Origin of the sequence: Kibdelosporangium philippinense (assembly GCF_021390435.2) — a bacterium.
GTDB classification, from domain to species: Bacteria; Actinomycetota; Actinomycetes; order Mycobacteriales; family Pseudonocardiaceae; genus Kibdelosporangium; species Kibdelosporangium philippinense.
The window spans coordinates 84,876-107,554 of sequence record NZ_JAJVCN010000004.1; the positions used below are offsets into that span (position 1 = coordinate 84,876).

Genomic DNA, 22,679 nt, shown 5'->3' on the forward strand with positions numbered 1-22,679 from the left:
TTCTCCCGCTCAGATCCAGGTCTTCGGCCGGATCCGGTTGGCGTGGTCGACCAGTTCGATGCGTTCCCGGCGGGTTGCGGCTTGCCGGGCCAAGGTCCGATACCACTTCTCCAGGCCGCGCCGGAGATCCTCGTCGACCAGCCGGCATCCCAACACCGTTCCAGATGCTCCCTTCGGCCAGCCACTGACCCATGCGTAAGCCGATTCCAGCAGGTCACGGGATGCGTGGGCGCGCCGGGCGTCGTCGAGCTCCAACCCGGCGAGCTGAGCGCCCGCGACCACGAGATCGTGCTCGGTCAGCCCGTCGGCGCGGGAGATCCCGGTTCGCGCCTTGATCGCCGCCAGTTGCGCGGCCAGGTAGTGACTCGATGTGTCCGGCACGGAATTCAAGACGTCCACAGCCTCATGTCGTTGCCCCTTGGCCAGCAACGCCCGCGCGAGGCCGAACGCGGCGCTGATGTAGGAGCGGTCGGTGCGCCACACGATCCGGTAGTACCGGTCAGCATCGGGCATGTCCCCTGACGCCTCGGCACACGCCGCGATCGCCAGTTTAGGCGCTGCCTCACCAGGAAGGATGTCGTACACGGTCTCGAACGACATCCGCGCCTGCGCGGCGTTGCGCGCGGCCAACGCGGCAAGGCCGCGGTGCCACGGCAAGCGCCAGTCGCTCGGCTCGCATTTGGCGGAATTCAACGTCTTCTTGGCCGCCGTGTCGTCACCGATCTCGATGTACGCCCGCGCCAGCCGCAGTTTCACCTCCACGCTCTGCATCGGCGCGGTCTTCAGCTCGTTGATCAGCTCCTCGGTGCTGTCGGTGGCGATTCCGGCAAGGAACGCGGCGCCGGGGTCCGACGCGTCGATCCGCGGGATCGGCAGCGCCATCGCGATTTCGGACACGTCAGGCGTCTTGTTCACGCCGAAACTGCGGCGTTCGGCCGTGAACTCGACCGAGATCCCTGGCCGGGGCTGGCCGTCCTCGGTCGCGGCCACCTCACGGAACACGCCCTCCAGCTGGTCGCGCATCTCCTCAGCAGACCCGAAACGCTGTGCCGGATCGTTGTGCGTGGCACGCAGAAGCAGCCGGTAGTACGACTCGAATTCCGCCAGCAGAGGCTGTTCCGCCGTGCCAGGCAGCGAAGTCTTGTACGTGGCATGGAAATCGAACGGGAAGGTCATCACGGCCAGCGCGCGCCCGACCGTGTACACGTCGGTCAGCGGGGACGGGAGTTCCTTGCCCACCTCGGGTGCCTGATATCCGACCGTGCCGTAGATCGGGCTGTCCTCGTCATCGACGTGCCGCACCGCGCCGAGGTCGATCAGCTTGAGCTGCTCTTCGACCTGGATCACGTTGTCCGGCTTGAAATCGCAGTACACCAGGCCGATCCCGTGCAGATAGCCCAACGCGGGCAGGATCTCGAGCATGTACGCGATCGCCTGGGTCAGCGGCAGGCACGCGGTCTGGTCACCGGCCGTACGCAGCTGCTTGATCATGTCCTTGATGGACTCGCCGCCGACGTACTCCATCACGATGTAGCCGGTGGTGCTCTCGCCGTGCTGGTGCTCGACGAAGTTGAAGATCCGCACGATGTTCGGGTGCTCGACCTGCGCGAGGAACCGGCGTTCGGCCATCGCCGCGGCCATCGCGTCGGCGTCACCGGTGTCCAGCAGACCTTTCAGCACAACCCAGCGGTCGGCGACGGCATGGTCGAGCGCGAGGTAGATCCAGCCGAGGCCACCGTGCGCGATGCAGCCGAGTACCTCGTACTGCCCGGCGACCACGTCACCGGCCGTGAGCTTGGGCGTGAAGTCGAAGTGGTGCCCGCATTTCGCGCAGAACCCGCTGACCCGGCCTGCCTTGCCTTCCCTGCCACGGCCGACCTTGGCGCCACACTTGCTGCAGAACCGTTTGTTCTCAGGGACTTCCGGGTTCTCCAGTACCGCTTCCCGTGGATCCCGTTTCGGCACAATGGGAACTTCGACGATGCCGCGGCCCAACAGACCCCGCCGGGTCGAACGGGTCGAGCCGCGACGCGAGCGGGACGTCGGGCCGCTGCCGCTGGAAGTGGGCGCGCTCCACCCGGTCGGCCTGCTGCCTGACGAGGTCCGTACCGAGGAGGAAGCCGTCGCGGCTGTCCCGGGAGACGGCGCTTCCAGGCCGCAGGTGTCGCAGAATCCGTCCTCGTCTATCGACCCGTCGCAGCCCGAGCGCGGACAATTGGTCATGAGCCGCTCCTCTTGTCCTGCAATGCTTGCTGGTACCGGTTGACCGCGCGGGTCGCGGCGGGCAGGTCGCACGGCGACGTGTACAGCACGCCGTGGGCAACTCGATGCAGCTCGGCGAGGTGGAGATCTTCGGCGTGGCCGAGGCGATTCGCCTTGGCCCGGTACGCCTCCAGCCTGCCGCGCAGCTCCAGTCGTCGATCCAGCAGGCCGGTGCCCAGCCGCAACTGCGTGCGGGCTTCGGCAAGGGCGCTTGTCGCGTCGCCTTCCAGGCCTTCAAGACTGGCCGCGAGTTCACGCCATTGCCCGGCACGCCATAGCTCTGGCAACTCCACGAGCCGTGCACGCAAAGGCGCGACGGCCTCGGTGAGTCGCGGCAACCCAGGGGAGGCGATCTTCTGCATGACGGTGGCGTATGCGACCCGCGCCTCCTCGAACGCGACGCTGACCTCGCCGAGCAACGCCTCGATACGGGCCATCCAGTCGTCGAACGTGTCCTTTGCTGAGGCGAGGCGGTTCAACCGGGCCTTGGTCTCCGCCAGCTCCCTCGCCAGCCGGTCCGGAGCGGTGAGGGCCGAATTGCTGGCGTCTGACGCCGCGAGGGTGGCCTTCACGGCATCCAGGGCCATCGGGTCGCTGAGGGCGAGTTCCCGGATCTGGGCCAGTTCCGCCTCGACCTTCGCCAGCGCGGGCTCGTCCACGCCGAGTGACGCGGCCAGCGCGGCCACCGAGCGCAGCTCCATCTCCAACGGGTCGAGTTGCTGGATCGTGGTGTTCCACGCGGTGTCGGCGGCGGCGAGCACTTCCGTGATCGCCTTGTAGGAAGCCTTCATCCGGTCGACGAGCTCGGCCAACGTGATGCTCTCGGTCACGATCGCCGGGCCGGTCAGGCTGCGTTGCTCGATCGGCAGCTGCTGCGCGTTCAGCTCGACCACCGGCGCGGTCAGCAATGTCGTCAACGAGCCAAGGTCACGACGGTCCATCATGTCCTTGGCCAGCTCGACCATCCGGCGGTGCTGGTTGAACTGCTCCCACAGCACGGTCATCGCCGCACACGCCTCGGCCCAACGCTGTTTCGTCAACCCGGTCAGGGTTGCGTTGCGCAGCAGCTGATGACCGCTGTGGCTGTCCATCGCGACCAGGGCGTCCGCCATCCGGTCGCTTTCGGAACTGAGCCGCTGCAGTGCGCGGTCCGCCTCCTCATGGATGAACACGGCCGCTCAATCCTTGTACCGGGGTACCGGCGGAGCGGGCGGCGGACCGGGGATCAGGTCGTCGAGCCAACGGCTGTACGAGGTGCGCCACGTGCCGTTGGCGCGGATCTGTTCGAGCACACCGTTGACGAACCGGACGAAATCCACGTTGTCCTTGGGAATGGCCATGCCGTACGGCTCGGCGGCCATCGACGGGCCGACCACCTCGGTGAACCGGTCCTGCGCGGCCATCCCGGCCAGGATCACGTCGTCCGTGGACATCGCGTCGACCTGGCCCTGCTGCAGCATCACCAGGCAGTCGGTCCAGTCCGACACCGACACCGCGATCGGCTTGGCAGGCGAATTGGCGATGTTGCGCAGCGAAGTCGACCCGCGCGACGCGCAGACTCGTTTGCCTGACAGCGAATCGATGCCGGTGAAGCCCGAGTTCTTCTTCACGAGCACCTGTTGCTGTGCCTCGTAGTACACCGCCGAGAAGTTCACGTCGACCAGCCGGTCACACGTGATCGACATCGTGCGCACCACGATGTCCACGTCGCCGCTCTTGAGCATTGGGATCCGCTGGTCGGACGTGACCGCGCGGAGCTGGATCGCGTTCGGGTCGCCGAACAACGCGGCCGCGATGGCGCGGGCCATGTCGATGTCGAAACCCTGGATCTCGCCGGTGAACGGATCACGGAAACCCATGTGATACGTGTTCTGGTCAACGCCGACGATCAGCTTCCCGCGCGCGACGATCTTGGCCATCGTCGAGTCGGCGGGCATGCTGCCCGGCGCGGGCATCGGGTTCAACGGCCGCGAACTCGCCAGCTTGTCGCCGCATTCCCGCACAGCGGCCGACGGCGGCGCGGTCACGTCGGCGGCGTTCGCGGGCTTCGGGATCGTCGCGCTGACAGTGGGAATCGTGGTCGTGGTCGTCGCGGACGTACAGCCAGCCAACGCCACGACGGTTGCCGCCAACACCAGTGCGAGTCTCATCTGTACTCCTTCAGGCGCTGCCAGATCCCCGCTGTTGCCCCGACTGCGACGACGATGGCCAGCAGCGACACCACCACAACTGTGCCACCCAACGCGCCGCTTGCGTCTGCCACGCGAGCGTTGAACGCGGCCCGCGTCCGGTCGATCGCCTCCCGTAGGTCCGCGTCGAGGTTGTCGAACGCCGTGCCAGAGCCTTCAGGGACAGCCGCGATCGCCAGCCTTACCGCAGCCGTGTAGTTCCCGCCGTCGTCCTGTTTGCGGATTTCGTCGTGCGCCTTGGCCCACGCCTGGCTGTTCGCGCGGGCGGAGTTGATTTCCCCGCTGACCGCGCCATCGGTCGCTTTGGCGCTGGCTTCGTTGATCAGCCCGGCCAGTTTGGTGCTGACCTGGACGTAGTCGTCCTGGTAGACCTTGCCGGTGCCGCGGGCGACCAGCGTCAGCGTCTCGTCCGCCCTGGCCTGCAGTGTCGCGATCCTGGCCCTGGCAAGCACGTCGACCTGTGAGGACCCTTCGACCCGGCTGTCGTCCACGCTGGAGATCACGCTGAACGTCGCGATGGACACCCACAGCAGCGAGATCACCGCGGCACCAGTGGCAGCGATCAGCCCGATGTTGAACACCCGATTCGTCCGGCGCCGCACGTACACCTGCGCGACGACCAGCACGGCCAGCACCGACAGGCCGAGCAGCAGTTCGGCGATCGGGAACCCGCCCGCGCGGTCCTGGTCGGCGGACACGCGGGAGACTTCGGCGTCGTAGAGTTGTTGCGCCGCAGGCAAAAGCTGCGTCCGCATCAGGTTTGACGCCTCCCGCTGGTACGCGATCCCCAGCGGCAAGCCTTGCCGGTTGTTCACCCGCGCGGTCTCGACCAAGCCGGTGTAGACGGGCAGCTGGCCGGACAACGTGGCCAGCGGGCTGTTCGCGGCCGTCACATCGCTTGTCTCGCGGGCCGCGACAGCAATCGCGAGGGCGTTGCTGGCCTGCGCGATGTCCTGCTCGAAGCGGGTACGCACGCCCGCCGGTTCGAGACCGCCCGCCAGGAACGCCCCGCTCGCGGTGGCATCCGCGTCCGACAGGCTCCGGTAGATCTCCTGTGCGGCCACGCTCAGCGGGCCGCTGCGGCTGGCCAGGTCCTCCAGCGCCTGCGCGCGGCGCTGCACGCTGATCGCGCTGAACACGCCCGCGGTCACGCCGACGACGATCAGCAGCAAGGCGAGCGCTCCGAGCACGCCTGGTGTTGTCCTGGCCAGATCGGTGACCTGGCGTAACGGTCCGTTCTTCAACGCTCGATGGCTGGTGATCGTCATCCAGGGTCACCCGTGAACATGCCGCGACCACACCCCTCGCTACCCGGTTAACGCCCCGTTGCCGGTGATGATCCCCACAGTAACCCGAGGTGTGAACGGATGAGCTCAGATCGCAGCAACACCGGTGCGGTGATGTGATCCGGCCTAGACCACCAGCAGGGCGTTGATCTCGGAAAACAGGGTATTTTTCAGCTCATCTGGGGCGTAGGAAGCCGCTACGGCGGTGCTCGCCAGTTCGGCCAACTGGGTGCGGTCGTAGTTGAACACCTCGTGACAGAGCAGGTACTCGTCGTTGAGGGTCGTGTGGAACATGCCGGGATCATCGGTTCCCAGGACGACCGGCACGCCCGCCGCGACGAGCTTGGGCAGGGGATGGTTCTCGATCGCGTCAACAGCTTTGGTGCGGATGTTGGACGTCGGGTTCACTTCCAGCGGGATCTGGTGCTCGGCTAGGAAGTTGACCAGCCGGATGTCCTTGATCGCGCTGATGCCGTGGCCAATGCGTTCGGCGTGCAGCTCGTTGATGGCTCCCCAGATCGTCTGCGGCCCGGTCGTCTCGCCCGCGTGCGGCAGGCAGCGCAGCCCGTTGTCCGCGGCGACCGCGAACTGCTCACGGAACCATTCCCGCGGAACGCCGATCTCCGGTCCGCCAAGCCCTAGGCCGACAGTGCCTTGCGGGCGGTGCTTGAGCACCCAGTCGAGGGTCACCGGACCGGCTTCTTTGCCCAGGTTGCCGTCGATGTCGAAGACCCAGGCGAATTCGACATTGTGCTGTTGCCGCGCCAGTTCGCGGGCTTTGTTGAGCGTCTCGGTCAGCTCGTCCGGCTCGATCCGCTTCAAATGAGCCGTCGGCGTGACCGTGACCTCGGAATAACGGATGTTGCTCGCGGCCTGGTCCTTCGCCAGACCCAGCAACAACGCGAGCACGTCCTCGCCGGTCTGGACCAGCGAGTCGACCTTGACGTAGTTGTCGATGAAGTGCGCGAAGTCGCTGAACTCGTAGAAGTCACGCAGTGCTTGCTCTTCTGTCGGCACGCCGTGGCCGGGGTGACGACGGGCGAGCTCGAGGACCGTTGGGATGGAAGCGGAGCCAACCAAGTGGACGTGCAGCTCGACCTTGGGCAGCGCGGAGACGAAGTCCTTCATGGGAAAATCCTTGTGATAGCCGGAAAATGGACACACGTGTGCTGCGGACGTGTGTCACCTATGGAGCGAGGTCACCCCGCTCGTGGTCTTCTCCGTACAAGGGAAATTCCGACATGCGCCCAGCATAGGGTTGACGTCAACCCTGATCGGGACTGAGATGCCATAATGGACTCACAGGGGCAGCCATTCGGGGACGTCACGTGGCGCAAGGCAGCTCGAAGGCTGGTGCCTTATCTAGGGTTGCTGTACTTCATCAACTATCTGGACCGGGTGAACATCGGCTTCGCCGGACCGGCCGGGTTGTCCAAGGAACTCGCGATGTCCGCGACCGCCTTCGGCTTCGCGTCCGGCATCTTCTTCATCGGCTATCTGCTGCTCGAGGTACCGAGCAACCTGGCACTGCACAAGTTCGGCGCGCGCCGCTGGATCGCCCGGATCATGATCAGCTGGGGCGTGATCGCGACCGCGATCGCTTTCGTGCCGAACGTGACCGTGCTTGTCATCCTGCGGTTCCTGCTGGGTGTGGCTGAGGCGGGCTTCTTCCCTGGCATCATCCTGTACCTCACATACTGGTTCCCGGCTCGCTACCGCGCCCGGATGGTCGCGTGGTTCATGGTCGCCATCCCGGTCTCCAGCGCGATCGGCGCGACCATCTCCGCGTTGCTGATCCGGCACGGCGATGGGGTTTTCGGCCTTGCCGGGTGGCGGTTCATGTTCCTCGTCGAGGGCATCCCCGCGGTCCTGCTGGCGTTCGTGACGTGGTTCTTCCTCACCGACCGGCCGACCGAGGCCAAGTGGCTCACGCCTGCCGAAGGCAAGTGGATGCAGGACCAGCTCGACGCCGAGCGGGCCAAAACCGAGTCGCAACACCACTGGCCGCTGCGCAAAGCACTGACACACGGCCGGATCATCGGGCTCGCGTTCGTCTACTTCGGAAACGTGTACGGCCTCTACGCGCTCGGGTTCTTCCTGCCAAGCATCATCGCCGGGTTCCAGCAGCAGTTCGGCACCACGTTCTCGATTGTCGAACGTGGACTCATCACGGCGGTTCCGTATGTCTTCGGCGCGATTGCGATGGTCTTCTGGGCACGACATGGCGACCGGACTGGCGAGCGTGTGTGGCACGTGGCTCTGCCGATGATCGTCGGTGGCGTCGCGATCCCGGTCGCGTTGTATCTCGGTAGCCCGTTCGCCGTCATGATCGCGGTGACCGTCACGGCGATCGGGATCTGCTGCGCGCTGCCCACGTTCTGGGCGCTGCCTTCCACGTTCTTGGCAGGGACCGCGGCCGCTGGCGGAATCGCGCTGATCAACTCGCTTGGCAACGTGAGCGGGTTCGTGGCGCCGTATGTCACGGGTGGTCTGGAGGACCTGACTGGGTCGCAGCGGGCAGGCCTCTGGGTGGTCGGTGGCGTGATGATCGCGGGTGCCTTGCTGGCGATCGCTTTGAAGGCCGCACCAGCCAAGAATGCGACTTCTGGCGCCTTGACTGACGACTCCGAGGCAGTGAAGGGTTCACAATGAACCTGCTCCACTGACCCTTGGGGGTTGTCTTGCGGCGCGTACTGAGCGTGCTGGCAGCGGTTGCCGTCGCACTACCTGTCATTCCGGCGGCCGCGTCGGCGGCTCAGGAGCCTGTTTTCAAGGACGGCCAAGCACAGCCGGTGTTCGATCCGACTGACGTCGTCCGCGAGAAGCTGTGGGTGACCGCCCCGGTCGACAGCGACCGGGACGGCAAAGACGACGTGGTGTACACGGAGGTGGTCAGACCGAGAGCCACCGAACAGGGGCTGAAAGTCCCTGTCGTGTACCAGATCTCGCCGTACTTCGCGGGCTTCAACGACGTCCCGAACCACGGCGTGGACGTCGAGCTGCACTCGCCAACGTGGCCATGGCAGAAGCGGGACCGCGCGGCGGATGAGGCACGCGTCGCTACCGCGTTCGGCGGCCCGAGGCCGGACATCACCTCACGCTACGAGCAGTACCTCCTCGCACGTGGATACGCCGTCGTGTACGCGGAGTCGTTGGGCACCGGTCACTCGACCGGGTGCCCGACTTCCGGTGGCAGCAACGAGACCATCGGCGCGAAGTCCGTTGTGGACTGGTTGAACGGCAGGGCCGAGGCGAAGGACGCGTCCGGCGCTCCGGTCAGTGCCAAGTGGACGACCGGAAGCGTCGGCATGATGGGCGTTTCCTACAACGGAACCCTGCCGAACGCGGTCGCGTCGACCGGTGTGCGTGGCCTTGACGCGATCGTGCCGATCGCCGCGATCTCCAGCTGGTACGACTACTACCGCCAGGACGGCTTGGTCGTCGCGCCCGGCGGGTACCAGGGCGAGGACCTTGACGTACTGGTCAAGTTCGTCTACACCAGGGCCGACCAGGAGATCTGCAAGCCGATCATCGACGAGATCTTCCGCAAGCAGGACCGCGTCACCGGTGACTACAGCGCGTTCTGGCACGAGCGCAACTACCTCAAGGACGTGCACAAGGTCCGGGCGGCGACCCTTGTCGTGCACGGCTTGAACGACTGGAACGTCAAGGGCCTGAACGCCGAACAGTGGTACGAGGCGATCAAGAAGGTCGGCGTGCCGCACAAGATCTGGTGGCATCAGAGCGGCCACAGCGACCCGCTCAGCCTGCGTCGCGACGAGTGGCTGACCACGTTGAACCGCTGGTTCACCCGGTATCTGTTCAAGCAGCACAACGGTGTGGAGAAGGAACCGCGCGCGACCATCCAGCGTGAGGACAAGACCTGGGTCGACGAGGCCGAATGGCCCGCACCTGGCACGAAGGACGCCTCGCTGTACCTCGGCGCCGGTGGCACCGCCCGCGGCACGCTTGGCACGTCGCCGACCCATCGCCAGGGCGTCGAGTCGCTCACCGACGACGCGACCCAGAAGGCGCAGGACCTCGTCGACGCCGCCAGCTCGCCGAACCGTCTTTCGTATTCGACTGGCGTGACTAGCAAGGACGTCCGGCTGTCCGGGCGAGGCAAGGTGGACCTGCGGGCTTCGTTCAGCCGTCCGGCCGCGAACATCACCGCGTTGCTGGTCGACCGGGCGCCCGACGGCAAGAGCAAGATCGTCTCGCGAGGCTGGACCGACCCGCAGAACCGGCTCAGCGAGTGGGTGACGTTGCCGGTCACGCCGGGCCGGGAGTACTCGATCGAGGTGCGGTTCGAGCCGAAGGACTATGTCTTCGCGGCCGGTCACAAGATCGAGTTCGTGCTGCTGTCGAGTGACTTCGATTACACCTTGCGGCCGAAACCGGGCGCGGGGATCTCCATCGACGTCGACAAAACAGTCGTTGACCTGCCGATTGTCGGTGGAAAGGGAGCGCTGCGGTACGCGTTGTAGATGTTCTTAGTCGCGGGCATGCCTCGCGCTCAGCTGATGTTCAGCTCACCAGGGGACCCTTGACGGCATGCGGCTGTCGGGGGCCGCTTGGCAGAGGTGGAGGGCGCGACATGCTGCGCAACGAGGTGATCAGCTGGGACACCGCCAGCCGGCAGGGCGGCAGGCAGTTCAACGCGGACGCGGTCGGCGCGTCCAGGGACGGCGAGAGCGTCGTTTTCGCTCTCGCCGACGGCATCGGCGACTCGATCTGGGCAGGTGAGGCCGCCAGGGTGGCCTCAGGCGTAGCGGCCCGCACGTCAACGGCGGCGGGCCCGGTCGAAGCGGTCCTCGCGGCACAGCGGGCCCTTGAGGCCCTCAACACGGGCGCCGACGCGGTGCTCGTGGTCGCGATGCCCTACGCCAACGGCTACCAGGTCGCTTGGGTCGGAGATGCCCGTGCATACGTGTGGGACGGCGTCTCGCTCGAGCAGGTGACGTCCGACCAGACGATGGCCGAGTACTTCCGGCTGCACGACTCGGTACCCACGCCCCGGATGGAGCACGTGGTGACCAACTCGCTGCGGACGACGTCCGAGGAACGGATCGGCCGCGCGACCGTGACCAATTTTCAGAGCTTGTTGCTGTCCAGCGACGGCGTGCACAAGGTCGTCTCGCCGCAGACCATTCAGGCGGTGATGGCCGAAGAGGGCACGACCACATTGTCGCGTGTGTCCACTTTGGTGGAAACTGCGATGGTGCTCGGCGGCAAGGACAACGCCACCGCGCTGCTCATCAGCACGCAAACCCTCGTGAGTGGTTAGGCGTGTTCTAACGCTGCTAACCACTCACGACGGTTTACCTGGGGTTTTCAGCAGGCGCTGAGCCATTCCAGGGCTTCGCGTGCGCGGTCCAGTACCGAGATGTGGCCGTCACCAGGGCTTAGTCGTAGTTCTGCCGTCGCGCATCGGGTTTTGAGCCACTTGCTGTGGGTGGCGGGGACCATCCGGTCGTCGTCGCCGTGAATCAGCAGCATCGGGGCTGTGATCTGGTTCGGGTCGCAGCCCCAAGGCGTGACATAGGCGAGGTCGTCGTCGATCAGGCCTTCGGGCCCAGCATCGATCGCGGGTCCCACGACGTCGTTGACCCATTTCTGGGAACCTTCCAACGCGGCGTAGTCCGCGGCAGTGAAGACCTCGGGATTGAATTCGGCCGTCGCCGCGTGCTTTTCCTTGGCTGCCCGCCCGGCCGTGGCAGCTTTGAGTGAGCCGATGTCCGCCATCCCGCCGAACCAGTCAAGTCCTTGTGCGTCAAAGGGTGCGACCGAGGCCATGGCCGCGACGGCGATCACGCGATCCTGCAGCAGGGCGCCACAGGCAATGGCGTGCGAGCCGCCGCCCGAATGACCCATGACTGCGAACTCGTTGATTCCCAAGGCATCGGCGACCGCTTTTGTCAGCTCCGCTGCCGACCCGACGGTCCGGCCGGGCACAGGAGTTGAGGTGCCGTAGGAAGGCCGGTCGTAGGAAACCCAGCGGATGCCTGGGGTCTGGAATGGCGGAGGCGTCCCGAGATTGGGAGTTCCGTGGTGCCAGAACACCGTGCGAGGTGCTGGCCCGGAGTCGTAGATGTGAAGCACTTGCCCGTTGGGCAGTTCCAGATTCCTGTCGATCACTAGCTCAGGATATGGAAACGCCGGTATGCGCGGGGGTGCAGGCTGGCCGCGCATACCGGCGTTGGCTTATGCCGTGAAGGCCACCTTGACGGCGTTGAAGGCCCCTAAGTAGGCCCTCACGGTTACCAGACCTTCAGCAACTTCGTGCCGTGCGGCGCGATCGTGGCCTCGAAGCCGTCCCGCTGCTTGCCGAGGTACTTGTCGGCCCAGACGTCCCGCACGTTCTTGCGGCCGTCGAAACCGAAGTCCTTCCAGTTCGCCCGGACGGTCTTGGCCTCGTTGCCGAGGTTGAACAGTGCGACGGTGTACGAGCCGTCCTTGTTGCGTGCCCACCAGACCGGCTGGTCGGTGTTCGGGTCGACCGGCTTGGCCGGGCGGCCCTGCTGGTTGAGTGCGAGCACCTCGCGGTTGGTCAGCAGCTTCACGCCGAGGGCGTCCAGTTTGGTCACATCGTCGCCGACGTACAGCGGGGAGGACGTGATTGCCCAGAACGTCATGTAGCTGTAGCGCTCGTCCGGCGTCAGACCGTCCATCTCACCGTTGCCGACGTTGAGCGTGTCAAGATCGTGCCAGCCACCGGGGCCAGAGTGCTGGATCCACGGCGGCAGGTCCTTCCACCGGTCGTTGACCGAGCTCTCCCACGTCACCAAGGTGTTGCAGTAGCACTCGACATCGGTGTCGATCCGCCAGCCGTTCGAGGACTTCTTCCAGTCCTCGATGTAGTTGATGTCGATCGACCACGAGATCTCGATGTGTACCTGGCGGCGGGTCTTGTCGAACGCCTTGCGGTACGCGGCGATCTCGTCACGGTTGTCGTACTGCGGGCCGCTCTTCCACGAGCCGGGGCCGACGCCGTCGATCTTCAGGAAGTCGTAGCCCCAGTCGGCGAACATCGTCGCGATCGAGTCGATGTACTTCTGCGCGCACGGATTCGAGAAGTCGATCTTGTACGAGCTGTCCCAGCCGTTGGTCGTCCGCTTGTCCGGGAAGATCAGGTCGTGCGTGCTGCAGCCGGGCGCGTCCTTGACCGGGAAGTCGCCGTCGTCGACGACACCCTTGGCAAGGCCGACCGGGATGTAGATACCGGCCTTGAGGCCCTTCTTGTGGATGTAGTCGGCCATCCACTTCATGCCACGCGGGAAGCGCTCCTTGTTCGGCGTCGGACGGCCGTACTCGTCGTAGCCGAACTTCCAGCTCCAGTCGGCCCACCAACCGGCGTCCATGTTGATGTAGTCGTAGCCGAAGGGCCTGAGCTTCGAGGCGACCGCGTCGGTCTGCTTGATGACGTTGGCCTCGTTGAGCCAGCTGTAGTCACCCTTGGGGTTGAGCCCAGGGTACTTGCTGGCCTGCATGCTCCAGCTGCTCCAGCCCATGTAGGGCTTTTCGGCCAGCTTGTCACGGCCGTAGCCCCGCTCGACGTCGGTCGACGCCGACGCGGGAACCGTGACGGTGAGCGCGAGCGCCGCACCGAGCAGGTAGGTGAGTGGTCTTCTGAGCATTGGCCCTTTCCCTACGAGTTGATCCGGAAGATGACCGCGTCCTCGCTCGGCACGGTGATCTCGGTGCGGCCACGAGAGGTGAACGTCTTGCCAGACCACAACTCCGTGAAGGTGCTGCGGTGCCGCAGGCCGATCCGCTCGGGGTCGATCTGGAACTTGCGTGAACCGGTCTTGTCGAAGTTGAACACGGCGAGGTGCGTGTCATTGCCGTTGTGCAGCACGTACATGTTGTTGGCCTTGAAGCCGGTGTCCCCTTCGACCGGACGGAACGTACGGCCGATCTTCGCGATTTCGTTGATACGCGGGTTGTTCAGGAACTTCTCGGCGCGGCGCTTGAGCTCCGGGTCGCCGTTCGCGCTGAAATCGTCGCTGATCAGATACACGCCCGTGATCACAGCCGAGGTGACCCTGGCGCGGTTGTAGTTCTCCGGCCAGATCCGCGGCTGAGCCGGGTTCGTGCCGTCGAACAGCAGCGCCTTGTTGTCCTTGTCGTAGTAGTAGTTGCCGAACTGGATGTGGTCGCCGTCGTTGTACTCGTAGACCTCGTCGAGCCACCAGCCGTAGGTCACCGAGTTCAGCAGGTTCTCGGTGCTCTTCTGGTACAGGTCCGGCTTTTCCTCGTGCCAGTTGTTCATCGAGCCGTGCACGTCACACGAGATCCGGCGGGCGTTTCCGTACTGGCCCATGAAAAGCGGCGAGATCGCCAGGTCGATGAACGTGTCCTTGCCCGCCCAGTCCACGACCTTCTGCATACCCTGGTGGAAGGCCTGCAGTCCGGTCTGGACACTCGGGTCGAACCAGCTGTCGGACTCGATCATGCCGTGCGTGAAGAAGTCCATCTTCACGTAGCGCACGCCCAGCTCACGGAACTTCGTCAACGCCAACCGGGACCGGTTGAGCACGCCGGGGTTGGTCGGGTCCAGCGCCCAGCCGCCGTTGAGCAGGATCGGCTGACCGTTGGCCTTCAACGCCATCTGGCGCAACGTCTGGTTCGGGCAGCCGTCGCACAGCGCGGTCCCGCCGATCTGGTTGTCGATGCCTTCCTTCCAGAAGTTGGTGAACGGCTGGAAGTACAGCGCGGGCTCCTGGCCGTTGGCCTTGACGTGCGCGACGTAGTCCTCGACTTTTTTCCAGCTGGTGCCGGGGCTTTCGAACTGCCACTGCGGGTCGAGCATGGCGTCCCAGTACGAGTCGATGCCAACGTACGGCTTGGTCTCGCCCTTGAACCCTTGCAACTTCTCGGCGATGAAGTCGCTGGTCTCGTTCATCAGCGCGGGGTTGGCGACCGTCGAACCCAAGCCGCCCCACGAGTTGTAGCCGAACGGCGTGCCCTTGTCCCAGGTGCGGGTGCCGGTGACCTTGGCGTTCGCGCGGCCGAAGGTCTCCATGCCGGTGCGCCAGTCGTCGAAGTAGCCGACCATCATCCGCGGCGAGGTCACCGTCGTGCCGGAAACCGGCCTGTGCGGCAAGGATTCCCGGCGGTGCTGGTACTTGTTGTCGGCCGTGCCGTAGTCGTACTGGTAGTCCGTCAGACCTGCCGTGACCTCGAGCCGGTCGAGCTTGCCTTTCCGGCCCTGCGCGGTGATGCCGGACTTCCAGGTGTCGTGGTCGATCGAGCCGAACACGAACCCGTGCCTGCTGGTGTCGTCGAAGACCGTGGTCACTTCGAAGCTGCGCTGCTTCGGCGTGACGTCGTTGATGGGTTTGGATTCGTAACGGACCCACGCGTCGTTGTCGACCGGGACCAGGAGCATCCTGCGGTCGCCATTCGTCCCGATGTCCACGCCGCCGGGGGAGTCGACCACGATTGGGCTGATCTTGTTCGTGCTCAGTGTCGCGCCGGACGACAGCTCGACCTGGACGAAGAAGTGGTCCGGGCCGTCGAACGTGAACTTCTGCTTGAACGTGGGCAAGCCGTAGCGCTCACACGTGACCACGTTCGACCGGTACCGGCAGCCGTTGCGGTAGTCCTTTGTGGAGACCGTCCTGCCGCCGAGTTGCACCTCGCTGGCGAAATCCTTGATCCGCTTCGCACCACGCCAGTAGACGTCCGCTGTGCCCTTGTTCGTCTGGTAGACGACGCGCACGCCGCCCTGGCCGAACGAGGCCGTCGAACTGGCCTCGGCCGGGCTGACCAGCCCTGCCACCAACAGCAGGGATAACCCGGCTACAACACGTCTCTTCATTGAGGCGCCCTGTCTTTCTCTAGGAGATGACCAACGTCCGCACGGCGGCGATGGCCGCCGCGCCACGTGCCCACTCCTCGAACGGCAGCGGGCGGAGAATGAGTTCGCAGTGCGCCGCGGCGCCGAATGCCTGCGTTGCGAAGGTATCCCTGATCTCGTCGGCGAACAGGTCATACGCGTCCAGCCCTTCACCGGAGACGATGATCCGTTCCGGGCCGACCAAGTTTGCCATCGAGGCAAGACCACGGCCGATCGCGACGCCTGCCCTGGCAAAGACTCGCCTCAGCGCCACGTCACCGAGCCTGGCGCCGGTGACGACCTCTTCCATGGTCAGCGCGGGCTCGCCAGTCGTCATCCTGGCGGCTGCCACGATCGCGTCGGTTGAGGCGATCGCCTCGACGCAGCCGGTGGCGCCGCAGTGGCATAACGGTCCGTCGCCGAAGACCGGGATATGGCCGATCTCGCCGGCGACACCATGTGATCCGGTCACTACGCCGCCGTTGACCACGAGCCCGCAGCCGATTCCGGTTCCGAGCGTGACCAGGGCGAACGAGTCGGCGCCGACGCCGTTGCCGAACCAGCGTTCGGCCACCGTGATCGCTTTGACGTCGTTGTCGACCGTGATCTCCAGGTCGATCTTCTCGGCCAACAGCTCAGCAAGGGGAACGTCACGCCAGTGTAGGAAAGGGGAGTAGCGGACAAAGCCTTCGTCCCGGTCCACGTCACCGGCGACGGTGACACCGACGCAATGGGTGCGCTGTTTGTACGCCTTGGATTCGGCCAGCAGGTCGGTGACCATTTCCGAAACACCGTCAACCACCGCGTCGACTTTCCGTGACGGCAGCTGGTGGAATTTCGTGACCAGGATCTGCGACCGCAGATCCGTGACCACTCCGATCAATTCCCGGTCGGTGATCTTGACGCCGAGGAAGAACTCGCGGTCGGTACGCAGGTCCAGCGGGCTGGCCGGGCGTCCGACGCCGCCTTGCTCCGAGTCCAGCTCAACCAGGTAGCCGGCCTCGATCAGAGGCCGTGACGCCTTCGTGACCGCCGCTGACGACAGGCCCGTGCGGCGTGCCACGTCCACTCGCGACACCGGGCCCTGGGTGAGGACCGTGGTGAACACGGTGGCCGCCGCCGGACTGGTGACCGGCGCCCGCCCACTCTGGCGTCGTGGCGTCATGCTTCGGTAGCGTAGGTTTTATAAATTAACTTCGTCAAGAAACTAATTCGTCCCACGTAGGAAACGCGAGGTCCACAGGCATGGCTGAAGTGATCTTCGATGCCGACGAGCGGCTCTGGCTGTTGACGACGGCGACCACCTCGTACGCCGTGCGGCTCGACTCCTCGGACGCGCCTCGGCACGTGTACTGGGGTCCCGCGCTGACCATCGGCCAGGCCGCGACGGTCCGTGTCCCGGTGCTGTCGAAGATCAGCAGCGTCGACGGCGTGACCGACGAAGAACTCGTGGTCGAAGGCGGATCCCGGTTCGACGCGCCCTCACTGCAGGTGAAGTTCGCGGACGGCACGCGTGCCTTCGAGTGGAAGTACGTCGACCACACGGTCGACGACGGGCACCTCGCGATCCGTTTCACCGACCGCCACTACCCGCTGGAAGTCGTGCTGCACTACTGGATCGGCGCGGGCACGGACGTGATCGAACGCTGGACCACGTTGCGCCACACGGGTTCCGAGGACCCGATCACGTTGCTGCGGACGGATTCCGCCTCATGGTTCCTGCCGTACCGTGAGGACTACCAGGTCACTCACACAACCGGTGGCTGGTCCGCGGAATTCCAGCTGCACAGCACGCCAGTGCCCTTCGGCGAAACCGTGTTCACAAGCCGCCGTGGCACATCCAGTCACCAGGCCAACCCGTTCCTCTTCGTCCACTCCGGAGACGAAGTGTGGAGCGGTGCCCTGGCGTGGAGCGGCTCGTGGCGAATCACGTTGCGCAGTACGGCACAGGGACACACCAGCTTCACCGGAGGCTTCGGCCACGAAGGCCTGTCATGGCGCCTGAACCCAGGCGAAGAATGGGAAACCCCAGTATTCGCAGGCCTTTACGCGGCCGACGGCCTGGAGGCTTCATCTCGGCGCTGGCACGCCTATGTGCGCAACCACGTGTTGCCGCATTCGGATGAGACCCGTCCGATCATCTACAACTCCTGGGAAGCAACCGAGTTCGACGTCAACTCGGAAAACCAGCAGAACCTGGCGGCGCGGGCGGCGGAGCTGGGCTGCGAGCTGTTCGTGATGGACGACGGCTGGTTCGGCGGACGTCTGCACGACTCGGCAGGTCTCGGTGACTGGACCGTGAATCAGGACAAGTTCCCCGGAGGTCTGAACCCGCTGATCGCAGAGGTGCACAGGCTCGGAATGCGCTTCGGCCTGTGGGTGGAGCCGGAAATGGTGAACCCGGACAGCGATCTCTACCGCCAGCACCCAGACTGGGTGATGCACATGGAAAACCGCACACGGACAACGATGCGAAACCAGCTCGTGCTGAACTTCGCGCGGACGGACGTGGCGGAGTGGGCGCACAAGTGGCTGGACCAACTGCTGGGCCAGCACGAAATCGACTTCCTGAAATGGGACATGAACAGGTCCTTCAGCGAAGCAGGCTGGCCAGCGGAAGCAGACCAAGACAGGCTGTGGATAGACCACGTCCGGCACGTCTACGCGATCATCGACAGGTTGCGCGCGGATCACCCCGGGGTGCGAATCGAAGCCTGCTCAGGCGGAGGCGGCCGAGTCGACCTGGGAATGCTCGCCCGAACAGACCAAGCATGGATCTCGGACAACACGGACGCGCTGGACCGAATCGCCATCCAACGCGGATACAGCACGCTATACCCGGCACGGACGATGTCAGCATGGGTGACGGACAGCCCGAACCCATTCACCGGCCGAGTGGTGCCGCTGGCCTTCCGATTCCACGTGGCAATGGCCGGAGTCCTTGGTATCGGAGGAAACCTGCTCAACTGGTCGGCCGAGGACCTGGCCGAAGCCACAGAGCTGTTGGCCCAATACAAGGAAATCCGACACGTCGTGCAACACGGCGTGCAGTACCAGCTGTCGGCAGGGCCGGTGACGGGCGTGCAATACGTCCTGGGCAACGAGGTCGTCGTCCTGTTGTGGCGGCCAACCGTGAGCTTCGGCAAGCCGCAACTCCCAGTCCGCCTAAAGGCACTGGACCCAGCAGCCCGATACCGCGCAGGCTCACTTGAGATAGACGGAGCCGTACTACTGCACCACGGCTTCGAACCCACGCTGCCACTAGGCGACTACGCCAGCACAATGCTGCACTTCACGGCGGTCACGCCTTCCTGATCACCACCCCACCGCGGCGCGAGGTTGTTCCGTCAGTCCACTCAGGACTGACGGGACAACCTTGCCCGCGGTGACTTTGTTCATCAGCCCGCTTGTGCAAAGTTTCTCCGTCGAGGCATGCCTAGCATCAGGCCACACTCCTGCCGAACTCGTCGCGGGTCGTAGCAAAGGGCCTACGCCCGCGAGATTATCCATCAATCGCCGAACCAGCCGAAGCCAAACCCGCCCGGCCGCAGCGCGAGTTCCGCCCACGGAAACATAAAGTCTGGCAGGAAACATCCACCTGGCGCATCAAATCGATGTCCAGCAGCCGTACCTCCTCCGAACACTGTTCAAGCCCGTGGTCCCTCTCCAGGCGAGCCCTCCTTCATCAAGCCAGCGGCAGGGTACACGAAATCCCCAACCCCGCCACCCAGTGAAGATCAACATAAACCACTTGTCCACAACCCCCATCTGTCCACAGCGGCCAACCCCGCCCACTGCCACCGCCACCCAAAAAACCGGCAAAGTCGAACTATGCAAACAAAGCAGCGACCCCTCATACCAATCAGGGACACCGGCGAACTGATCGCCGCCGTGCCCTACCTGCTTGGCTTCCGGCCAGCCGAATCCGTAGTGGTGTGCGTGTACTCGGGTACCGCCCGTGCCCAAGTCACAGCATGTCTCCGCGCCGACGTGCCGTCGCCAGAGCTCTACCACGCGCTGGCCATGCAACTCAGAGACCCGATCCTGCGGGCCAATTCCTGTGGCGTGTCAGTGGTTGTCGTCTGTGATGGCGAGGCGAGGCCGGAAGAACCCTTGCCGCACAGTCGACTCGTCGACATCATTGGCGTTGTCTTCGCGGCGTCCGGTGTTATGGTGCACCACGCGTTCTGGGTTCCTGAGATCAAAGCGAACCTCATGTGGTGGTGCTACATGCACGTCGACTGCAACGGCTCCATTCCCGATCCGAGCTCCTCCATGCTCGCGGCCGCTGCAGCCGCCGTCGGCGTGGTGACCTATGACAGCAAAGAAGAACTCCGTGCGACCTTGGAACCAGCAGATCGTTCGCCGCTCCCGCAACGAGCCGAACGCATCAAAGCCGCGTTGGAGCTGAACCAGAACGAAGCCCGCAGCAGACAACTGATCGACGAACTGGTGGCAGAGGCACGGGAGGGAACATGGACCCTCGGTGAGGACCGACTCGTCGAATTGGGTGTGGCGTTCAGCAATTTCCGCGTCCGCGACGGATGTATGCGTCCCGAGGTCACCAGCATCGGCCACCCCATCGAACAACTATGGACCGAGATCACCCGGGCGCTACCGGCGCCCTATCGCGCGGAACCAGCCTGTCTGCTTGCCCTCACAGCGTTTCTCCGTGGTGACGGAGTCCTCGCTGGGGTGGCGGTCGACGTCGCATTGCAGGCCAATGCCGATCACACATTCGCCAACCTGATGCGTTCGTCCATGGATTGCGGACTCCCGCCAGCCATGGTGGCCCAGGCTGTAGCGGACGCGTTCGCTGGTCCACCACCCGACGAGACAGCAGTCGAAAACCCGCCCATCTGCGGGAATCCCATCAATACCGAGCGGGAGTTCCAGTGACTTGTCCCCATGGTTCGCCGAGCTTCAGGGCGCTCCAACTTGCCAAGCATGATTCTTGGTTGAGCAATCACCCTGGAGTCGAGAAGCGGGTATTCCGCGCCTTCATTCGCACGTCAAACCGCGCGGAGGCGAGACGCTCCGCACCACACACGGCGACACAGTTCGCGGGCAGTTCCAGCGCAGCGGTCGCCAGGTACAGGCGCCTATGTTCGCCTTGCCCGGAAGACAACCTGTCCGGCGAAAACTTCGATCCGCCAAACACCCGTTCCCCGCACAGAGTCACTAGGCTCCCTGGGCATGGCGGTGCTGAAGTGGATCGCTGTCGTCCTTTGCGTCGTGCAGGGCTCTTACATGCTCATCGACGGTACGAGAGCTCTCGTGACCGGCAGTTACATCACGCCCAGCTCCGGTGATCACACAGGCCAACTCGGCCCATGGGCCCGACTCGTCGCCCGCGTAGGCATCAACCCAGAGTCCGTCGGCATGAAGTCAACCTTCGTGGTGCTCGGCCTGGCATGGCTCGCCGCAGCTGTCGGGCTAGCCTTCGAAGCCACATGGTCGTGGACCGCAGCGCTCATAGTGGCAATCGCGAGCGTCTGGTACTTGGTGCCAGGCACAGTGATCAGCGTGATCACACTGGTCCTGCTCGTAGCCACACCGCTGCGCTCAATCGGCCGGTCCTGACCGGCATCGATCACCCACAAATCCAACTCGCCCCAGTCGTCACCCGGCGTCCGACTGCGAGAGGAAACCCTTGTGTCTCAACCGTATACGCCACGAGAGCTAGTCTCGCGACTGATCGACCTCTTCGCCGAGGGACGCTTCGCGGACGTGCCCAACTTCTACGCCCAAGACTGCGAGCTCGAAATACGGTTCGCATTACCCACAGCGCAGGTAGTGCGCGGCCGCGACGGCATCCGGGCCATGGTGAACGCCGTGGATCCCAGCGCCTACCCCAAAATGGCCGTGTCAGACCTCGTCATCCACGAAACCAAGGACCCAGAGGTCATCATCGCAGAATGGGACTACACAGGCACAGCCCCGGACGGCACACCATTCCGCAACGGCAACATCATCGTCGTCCGCGTACGTGACGGCAAAGTCGTCCATTCCCGCGACTACCACAACCACATCGCCCGAGCGGCCGCTGTCGGAAGGCTGCCAAACCTCCTGTCCTCCCTCAACCCCAACCCGAGCAGACAGACCGAACACTGATTTCCCCGTACCCGCAGCGCGTGCAGTGGAGCAGTAGAGCTTGCCCTACCGAGTACTCGGCCGCCTCCGGGCTCGGTGATGCCTATCTTCGGTCGATCAGGTCCTGGTGCTTCCAGCGATACAAACAGGACTGCGCCACGCCCAGCGACGCGGTCACCTCAAGCACCGACCGGCTCGATGAGATCAGGTCCAGAGCACGCCGCCGAAACTCCGGCGGATAAGGCTTCGGTACGACGAACGATCTCCCTCAGCATGATCATCGAACCGTATCTCTCTCAACGTCCGCGCCCGTCAAACGGCGGCAACATCAGTCAAAACGGGGCAACTCCAGGGCCGAGCTGGATCCTCCCCGAACAAGAGGAGGCCAACAGCATCACCATCGCGCCCAACGCCGCCCCCGATACGCGCGCGTGGTTCGCTGGAACGGTGTCGAGACCTTACGGGATCGGATCGGCTGGTGTCGGCCCCGCTGTCCACATAGGTCCGTAGGTCGCGACGAAGTACTGCGCGCTCTCGCGAACTTCGGGGTTGCTGCTCTCTTCGGCTTGGCGGACGACCTGTTCGAGCAGGGACCATGCCTGCAGCCGTGCGGCGAGGCTGGCCAAGTACCAGTAGTCGTCGTCCTCGGCTGCGGCCAGTTCCGTGAGGAACAGCGGCTCGAGGACTGGCAGGAGACGGTCGAGAGGAACATGGGCGATGGCGTCTTGAGCGGCTCGCAACCATCGATGCGACATTGCCAAGGGCATCAGCTCGGGGAGCAGGGATGTGGTGTCGTGGTTGAAGCTTGAGAGGAAGTCAAGTGCGGTTCCCTGGTGCCAAGCCCCGGCCGCCGGGCTGAGCGCGGTTCGAAGGATTGCGGTTTTGTCTGTGGCTTGCTGATAGAACTCAGCTTGGCGGCGGTGCATTTCCCGCTTGGTGCCGACGAAGGCGTCCCACAGCTCTTGGTCGGAAGGTGACGTGCTCACGAGTACTCCAGGGGATCGAGGG

General features: G+C 64.7%; 17 protein-coding genes and 1 pseudogene. 7 read left to right on the forward strand and 11 right to left on the reverse strand.

Translation table 11 applies throughout. The annotated features are described in order from the left end of the window. Positions 1-9 precede the first annotated feature (9 nt). The 5 genes from LWC34_RS43315 to add form a co-directional block, all read right to left on the reverse strand. Entirely contained in the window at positions 10-2,223 is a 2,214-nt protein-coding gene (locus LWC34_RS43315) for a serine/threonine-protein kinase (protein WP_233731130.1), read from the reverse strand. Further along, positions 2,220-3,434: a hypothetical protein gene (locus LWC34_RS43320; protein ID WP_233731131.1), complete on the reverse strand. Its 1,215-nt coding sequence runs from the start codon at positions 3,432-3,434 to the stop codon at positions 2,220-2,222. Before LWC34_RS43320 ends, LWC34_RS43315 begins: the two co-directional genes overlap by 4 nt. A gap of 6 nt (positions 3,435-3,440) precedes the next feature. Beyond that, positions 3,441-4,412 (reverse strand): glutamate ABC transporter substrate-binding protein, encoded by a 972-nt coding sequence (locus LWC34_RS43325; protein WP_233731132.1) that lies wholly within the window; start codon positions 4,410-4,412, stop codon positions 3,441-3,443. Further along, positions 4,409-5,719, reverse strand: coding sequence for a GlnX family signal transduction membrane protein (locus LWC34_RS43330; RefSeq protein ID WP_233731133.1), 1,311 nt, complete (start codon positions 5,717-5,719; stop codon positions 4,409-4,411). The genes LWC34_RS43325 and LWC34_RS43330 overlap by 4 nt, the downstream gene beginning before the upstream one ends. A gap of 144 nt (positions 5,720-5,863) precedes the next feature. Continuing rightward, positions 5,864-6,865 carry an adenosine deaminase gene (add, locus tag LWC34_RS43335; RefSeq protein ID WP_233731134.1) on the reverse strand — a complete coding sequence of 334 codons (1,002 nt, stop codon included), beginning with the start codon at positions 6,863-6,865 and terminating at the stop codon, positions 5,864-5,866. A 165-nt stretch (positions 6,866-7,030) separates the two neighbouring features. Here add and LWC34_RS43340 point away from each other — a divergent pair, with 165 nt between their 5' ends. The 3 genes from LWC34_RS43340 (at position 7,031) to LWC34_RS43350 (ending at position 11,024) form a co-directional block, all read left to right on the forward strand. Continuing rightward, complete coding sequence (locus LWC34_RS43340; protein ID WP_233731135.1) at positions 7,031-8,389, forward strand: MFS transporter; 1,359 nt, start codon at positions 7,031-7,033, stop codon at positions 8,387-8,389. A 29-nt stretch (positions 8,390-8,418) separates the two neighbouring features. Further along, positions 8,419-10,224 carry a Xaa-Pro dipeptidyl-peptidase gene (locus LWC34_RS43345; RefSeq protein ID WP_233731136.1) on the forward strand — a complete coding sequence of 602 codons (1,806 nt, stop codon included), beginning with the start codon at positions 8,419-8,421 and terminating at the stop codon, positions 10,222-10,224. A 110-nt stretch (positions 10,225-10,334) separates the two neighbouring features. Then, a complete protein-coding gene (locus tag LWC34_RS43350) occupies positions 10,335-11,024 on the forward strand; it encodes a PP2C family protein-serine/threonine phosphatase (protein WP_233731137.1) in 690 nt (229 codons plus the stop codon). A 47-nt stretch (positions 11,025-11,071) separates the two neighbouring features. On the opposite strand, the gene LWC34_RS43355 is transcribed toward LWC34_RS43350, so the two are convergent. The 4 genes from LWC34_RS43355 to LWC34_RS43370 all read right to left on the reverse strand — a co-directional run bounded on the left by LWC34_RS43355 (position 11,072) and on the right by LWC34_RS43370 (position 16,743). After that, the gene (locus LWC34_RS43355) at positions 11,072-11,875 is read right to left on the reverse strand and encodes an alpha/beta fold hydrolase (RefSeq protein ID WP_233731138.1); all 804 of its coding nucleotides are present in this window, start codon (positions 11,873-11,875) and stop codon (positions 11,072-11,074) included. A gap of 122 nt (positions 11,876-11,997) precedes the next feature. Beyond that, positions 11,998-13,374, reverse strand: coding sequence for a glycoside hydrolase family 27 protein (locus tag LWC34_RS43360; protein WP_233731139.1), 1,377 nt, complete (start codon positions 13,372-13,374; stop codon positions 11,998-12,000). A gap of 11 nt (positions 13,375-13,385) precedes the next feature. Beyond that, the gene (locus LWC34_RS43365; RefSeq protein ID WP_233731140.1) at positions 13,386-15,560 is read right to left on the reverse strand and encodes an alpha-galactosidase; all 2,175 of its coding nucleotides are present in this window, start codon (positions 15,558-15,560) and stop codon (positions 13,386-13,388) included. A gap of 19 nt (positions 15,561-15,579) precedes the next feature. Next, positions 15,580-16,743, reverse strand: a complete 1,164-nt coding sequence (locus tag LWC34_RS43370) for an ROK family transcriptional regulator (RefSeq protein ID WP_233731141.1) — start codon at positions 16,741-16,743, stop codon at positions 15,580-15,582. An 80-nt stretch (positions 16,744-16,823) separates the two neighbouring features. On the opposite strand from LWC34_RS43370, the gene LWC34_RS43375 reads away from it, so the two are divergent. The 4 genes from LWC34_RS43375 to LWC34_RS43390 all read left to right on the forward strand — a co-directional run bounded on the left by LWC34_RS43375 (position 16,824) and on the right by LWC34_RS43390 (position 21,692). Beyond that, complete coding sequence (locus tag LWC34_RS43375) at positions 16,824-18,893, forward strand: alpha-galactosidase (RefSeq protein WP_233731142.1); 2,070 nt, start codon at positions 16,824-16,826, stop codon at positions 18,891-18,893. Between the two features lie 516 nt (positions 18,894-19,409). Continuing rightward, on the forward strand, positions 19,410-20,477 hold the full coding sequence (locus LWC34_RS43380) for a DUF4192 domain-containing protein (RefSeq protein WP_233731143.1): 1,068 nt from the start codon (positions 19,410-19,412) through the stop codon (positions 20,475-20,477). Positions 20,478-20,774: 297 nt separating this feature from the next. Beyond that, positions 20,775-21,161 carry a hypothetical protein gene (locus LWC34_RS43385; protein ID WP_233731144.1) on the forward strand — a complete coding sequence of 129 codons (387 nt, stop codon included), beginning with the start codon at positions 20,775-20,777 and terminating at the stop codon, positions 21,159-21,161. Between the two features lie 72 nt (positions 21,162-21,233). Next, the gene (locus tag LWC34_RS43390) at positions 21,234-21,692 is read left to right on the forward strand and encodes a nuclear transport factor 2 family protein (RefSeq protein WP_233731145.1); all 459 of its coding nucleotides are present in this window, start codon (positions 21,234-21,236) and stop codon (positions 21,690-21,692) included. Between the two features lie 82 nt (positions 21,693-21,774). Here the strand turns inward: LWC34_RS43390 and LWC34_RS59130 are convergent. Both LWC34_RS59130 and LWC34_RS43395 read right to left on the reverse strand, forming a co-directional pair. Beyond that, a pseudogene (locus tag LWC34_RS59130) lies at positions 21,775-21,900 on the reverse strand (hypothetical protein); the annotation flags it as partial. Positions 21,901-22,129: 229 nt separating this feature from the next. After that, positions 22,130-22,657: a hypothetical protein gene (locus LWC34_RS43395; protein ID WP_233731146.1), complete on the reverse strand. Its 528-nt coding sequence runs from the start codon at positions 22,655-22,657 to the stop codon at positions 22,130-22,132. Between the last annotated feature and the right edge of the window lie 22 nt (positions 22,658-22,679).

Excerpts from the sequence above, each read along its gene's own strand:
- LWC34_RS43315 (WP_233731130.1), bottom strand. The coding sequence starts at position 2,223 with ATGACCAATTGTCCGCGCTCGGGCTGCGACGGGTCGATAGACGAGGAC.
- LWC34_RS43325 (WP_233731132.1), bottom strand. The coding sequence starts at position 4,412 with ATGAGACTCGCACTGGTGTTGGCGGCAACCGTCGTGGCGTTGGCTGGC.
- LWC34_RS43330 (WP_233731133.1), bottom strand. The coding sequence starts at position 5,719 with ATGACGATCACCAGCCATCGAGCGTTGAAGAACGGACCGTTACGCCAG.
- add (WP_233731134.1), bottom strand. The coding sequence starts at position 6,865 with ATGAAGGACTTCGTCTCCGCGCTGCCCAAGGTCGAGCTGCACGTCCAC.
- LWC34_RS43340 (WP_233731135.1), top strand. The coding sequence starts at position 7,031 with ATGGACTCACAGGGGCAGCCATTCGGGGACGTCACGTGGCGCAAGGCA.
- LWC34_RS43350 (WP_233731137.1), top strand. The coding sequence starts at position 10,335 with ATGCTGCGCAACGAGGTGATCAGCTGGGACACCGCCAGCCGGCAGGGC.
- LWC34_RS43360 (WP_233731139.1), bottom strand. The coding sequence starts at position 13,374 with ATGCTCAGAAGACCACTCACCTACCTGCTCGGTGCGGCGCTCGCGCTC.
- LWC34_RS43365 (WP_233731140.1), bottom strand. The coding sequence starts at position 15,560 with ATGAAGAGACGTGTTGTAGCCGGGTTATCCCTGCTGTTGGTGGCAGGG.
- LWC34_RS43370 (WP_233731141.1), bottom strand. The coding sequence starts at position 16,743 with ATGACGCCACGACGCCAGAGTGGGCGGGCGCCGGTCACCAGTCCGGCG.
- LWC34_RS43375 (WP_233731142.1), top strand. The coding sequence starts at position 16,824 with ATGGCTGAAGTGATCTTCGATGCCGACGAGCGGCTCTGGCTGTTGACG.
- LWC34_RS43380 (WP_233731143.1), top strand. The coding sequence starts at position 19,410 with ATGCAAACAAAGCAGCGACCCCTCATACCAATCAGGGACACCGGCGAA.
- LWC34_RS43385 (WP_233731144.1), top strand. The coding sequence starts at position 20,775 with ATGGCGGTGCTGAAGTGGATCGCTGTCGTCCTTTGCGTCGTGCAGGGC.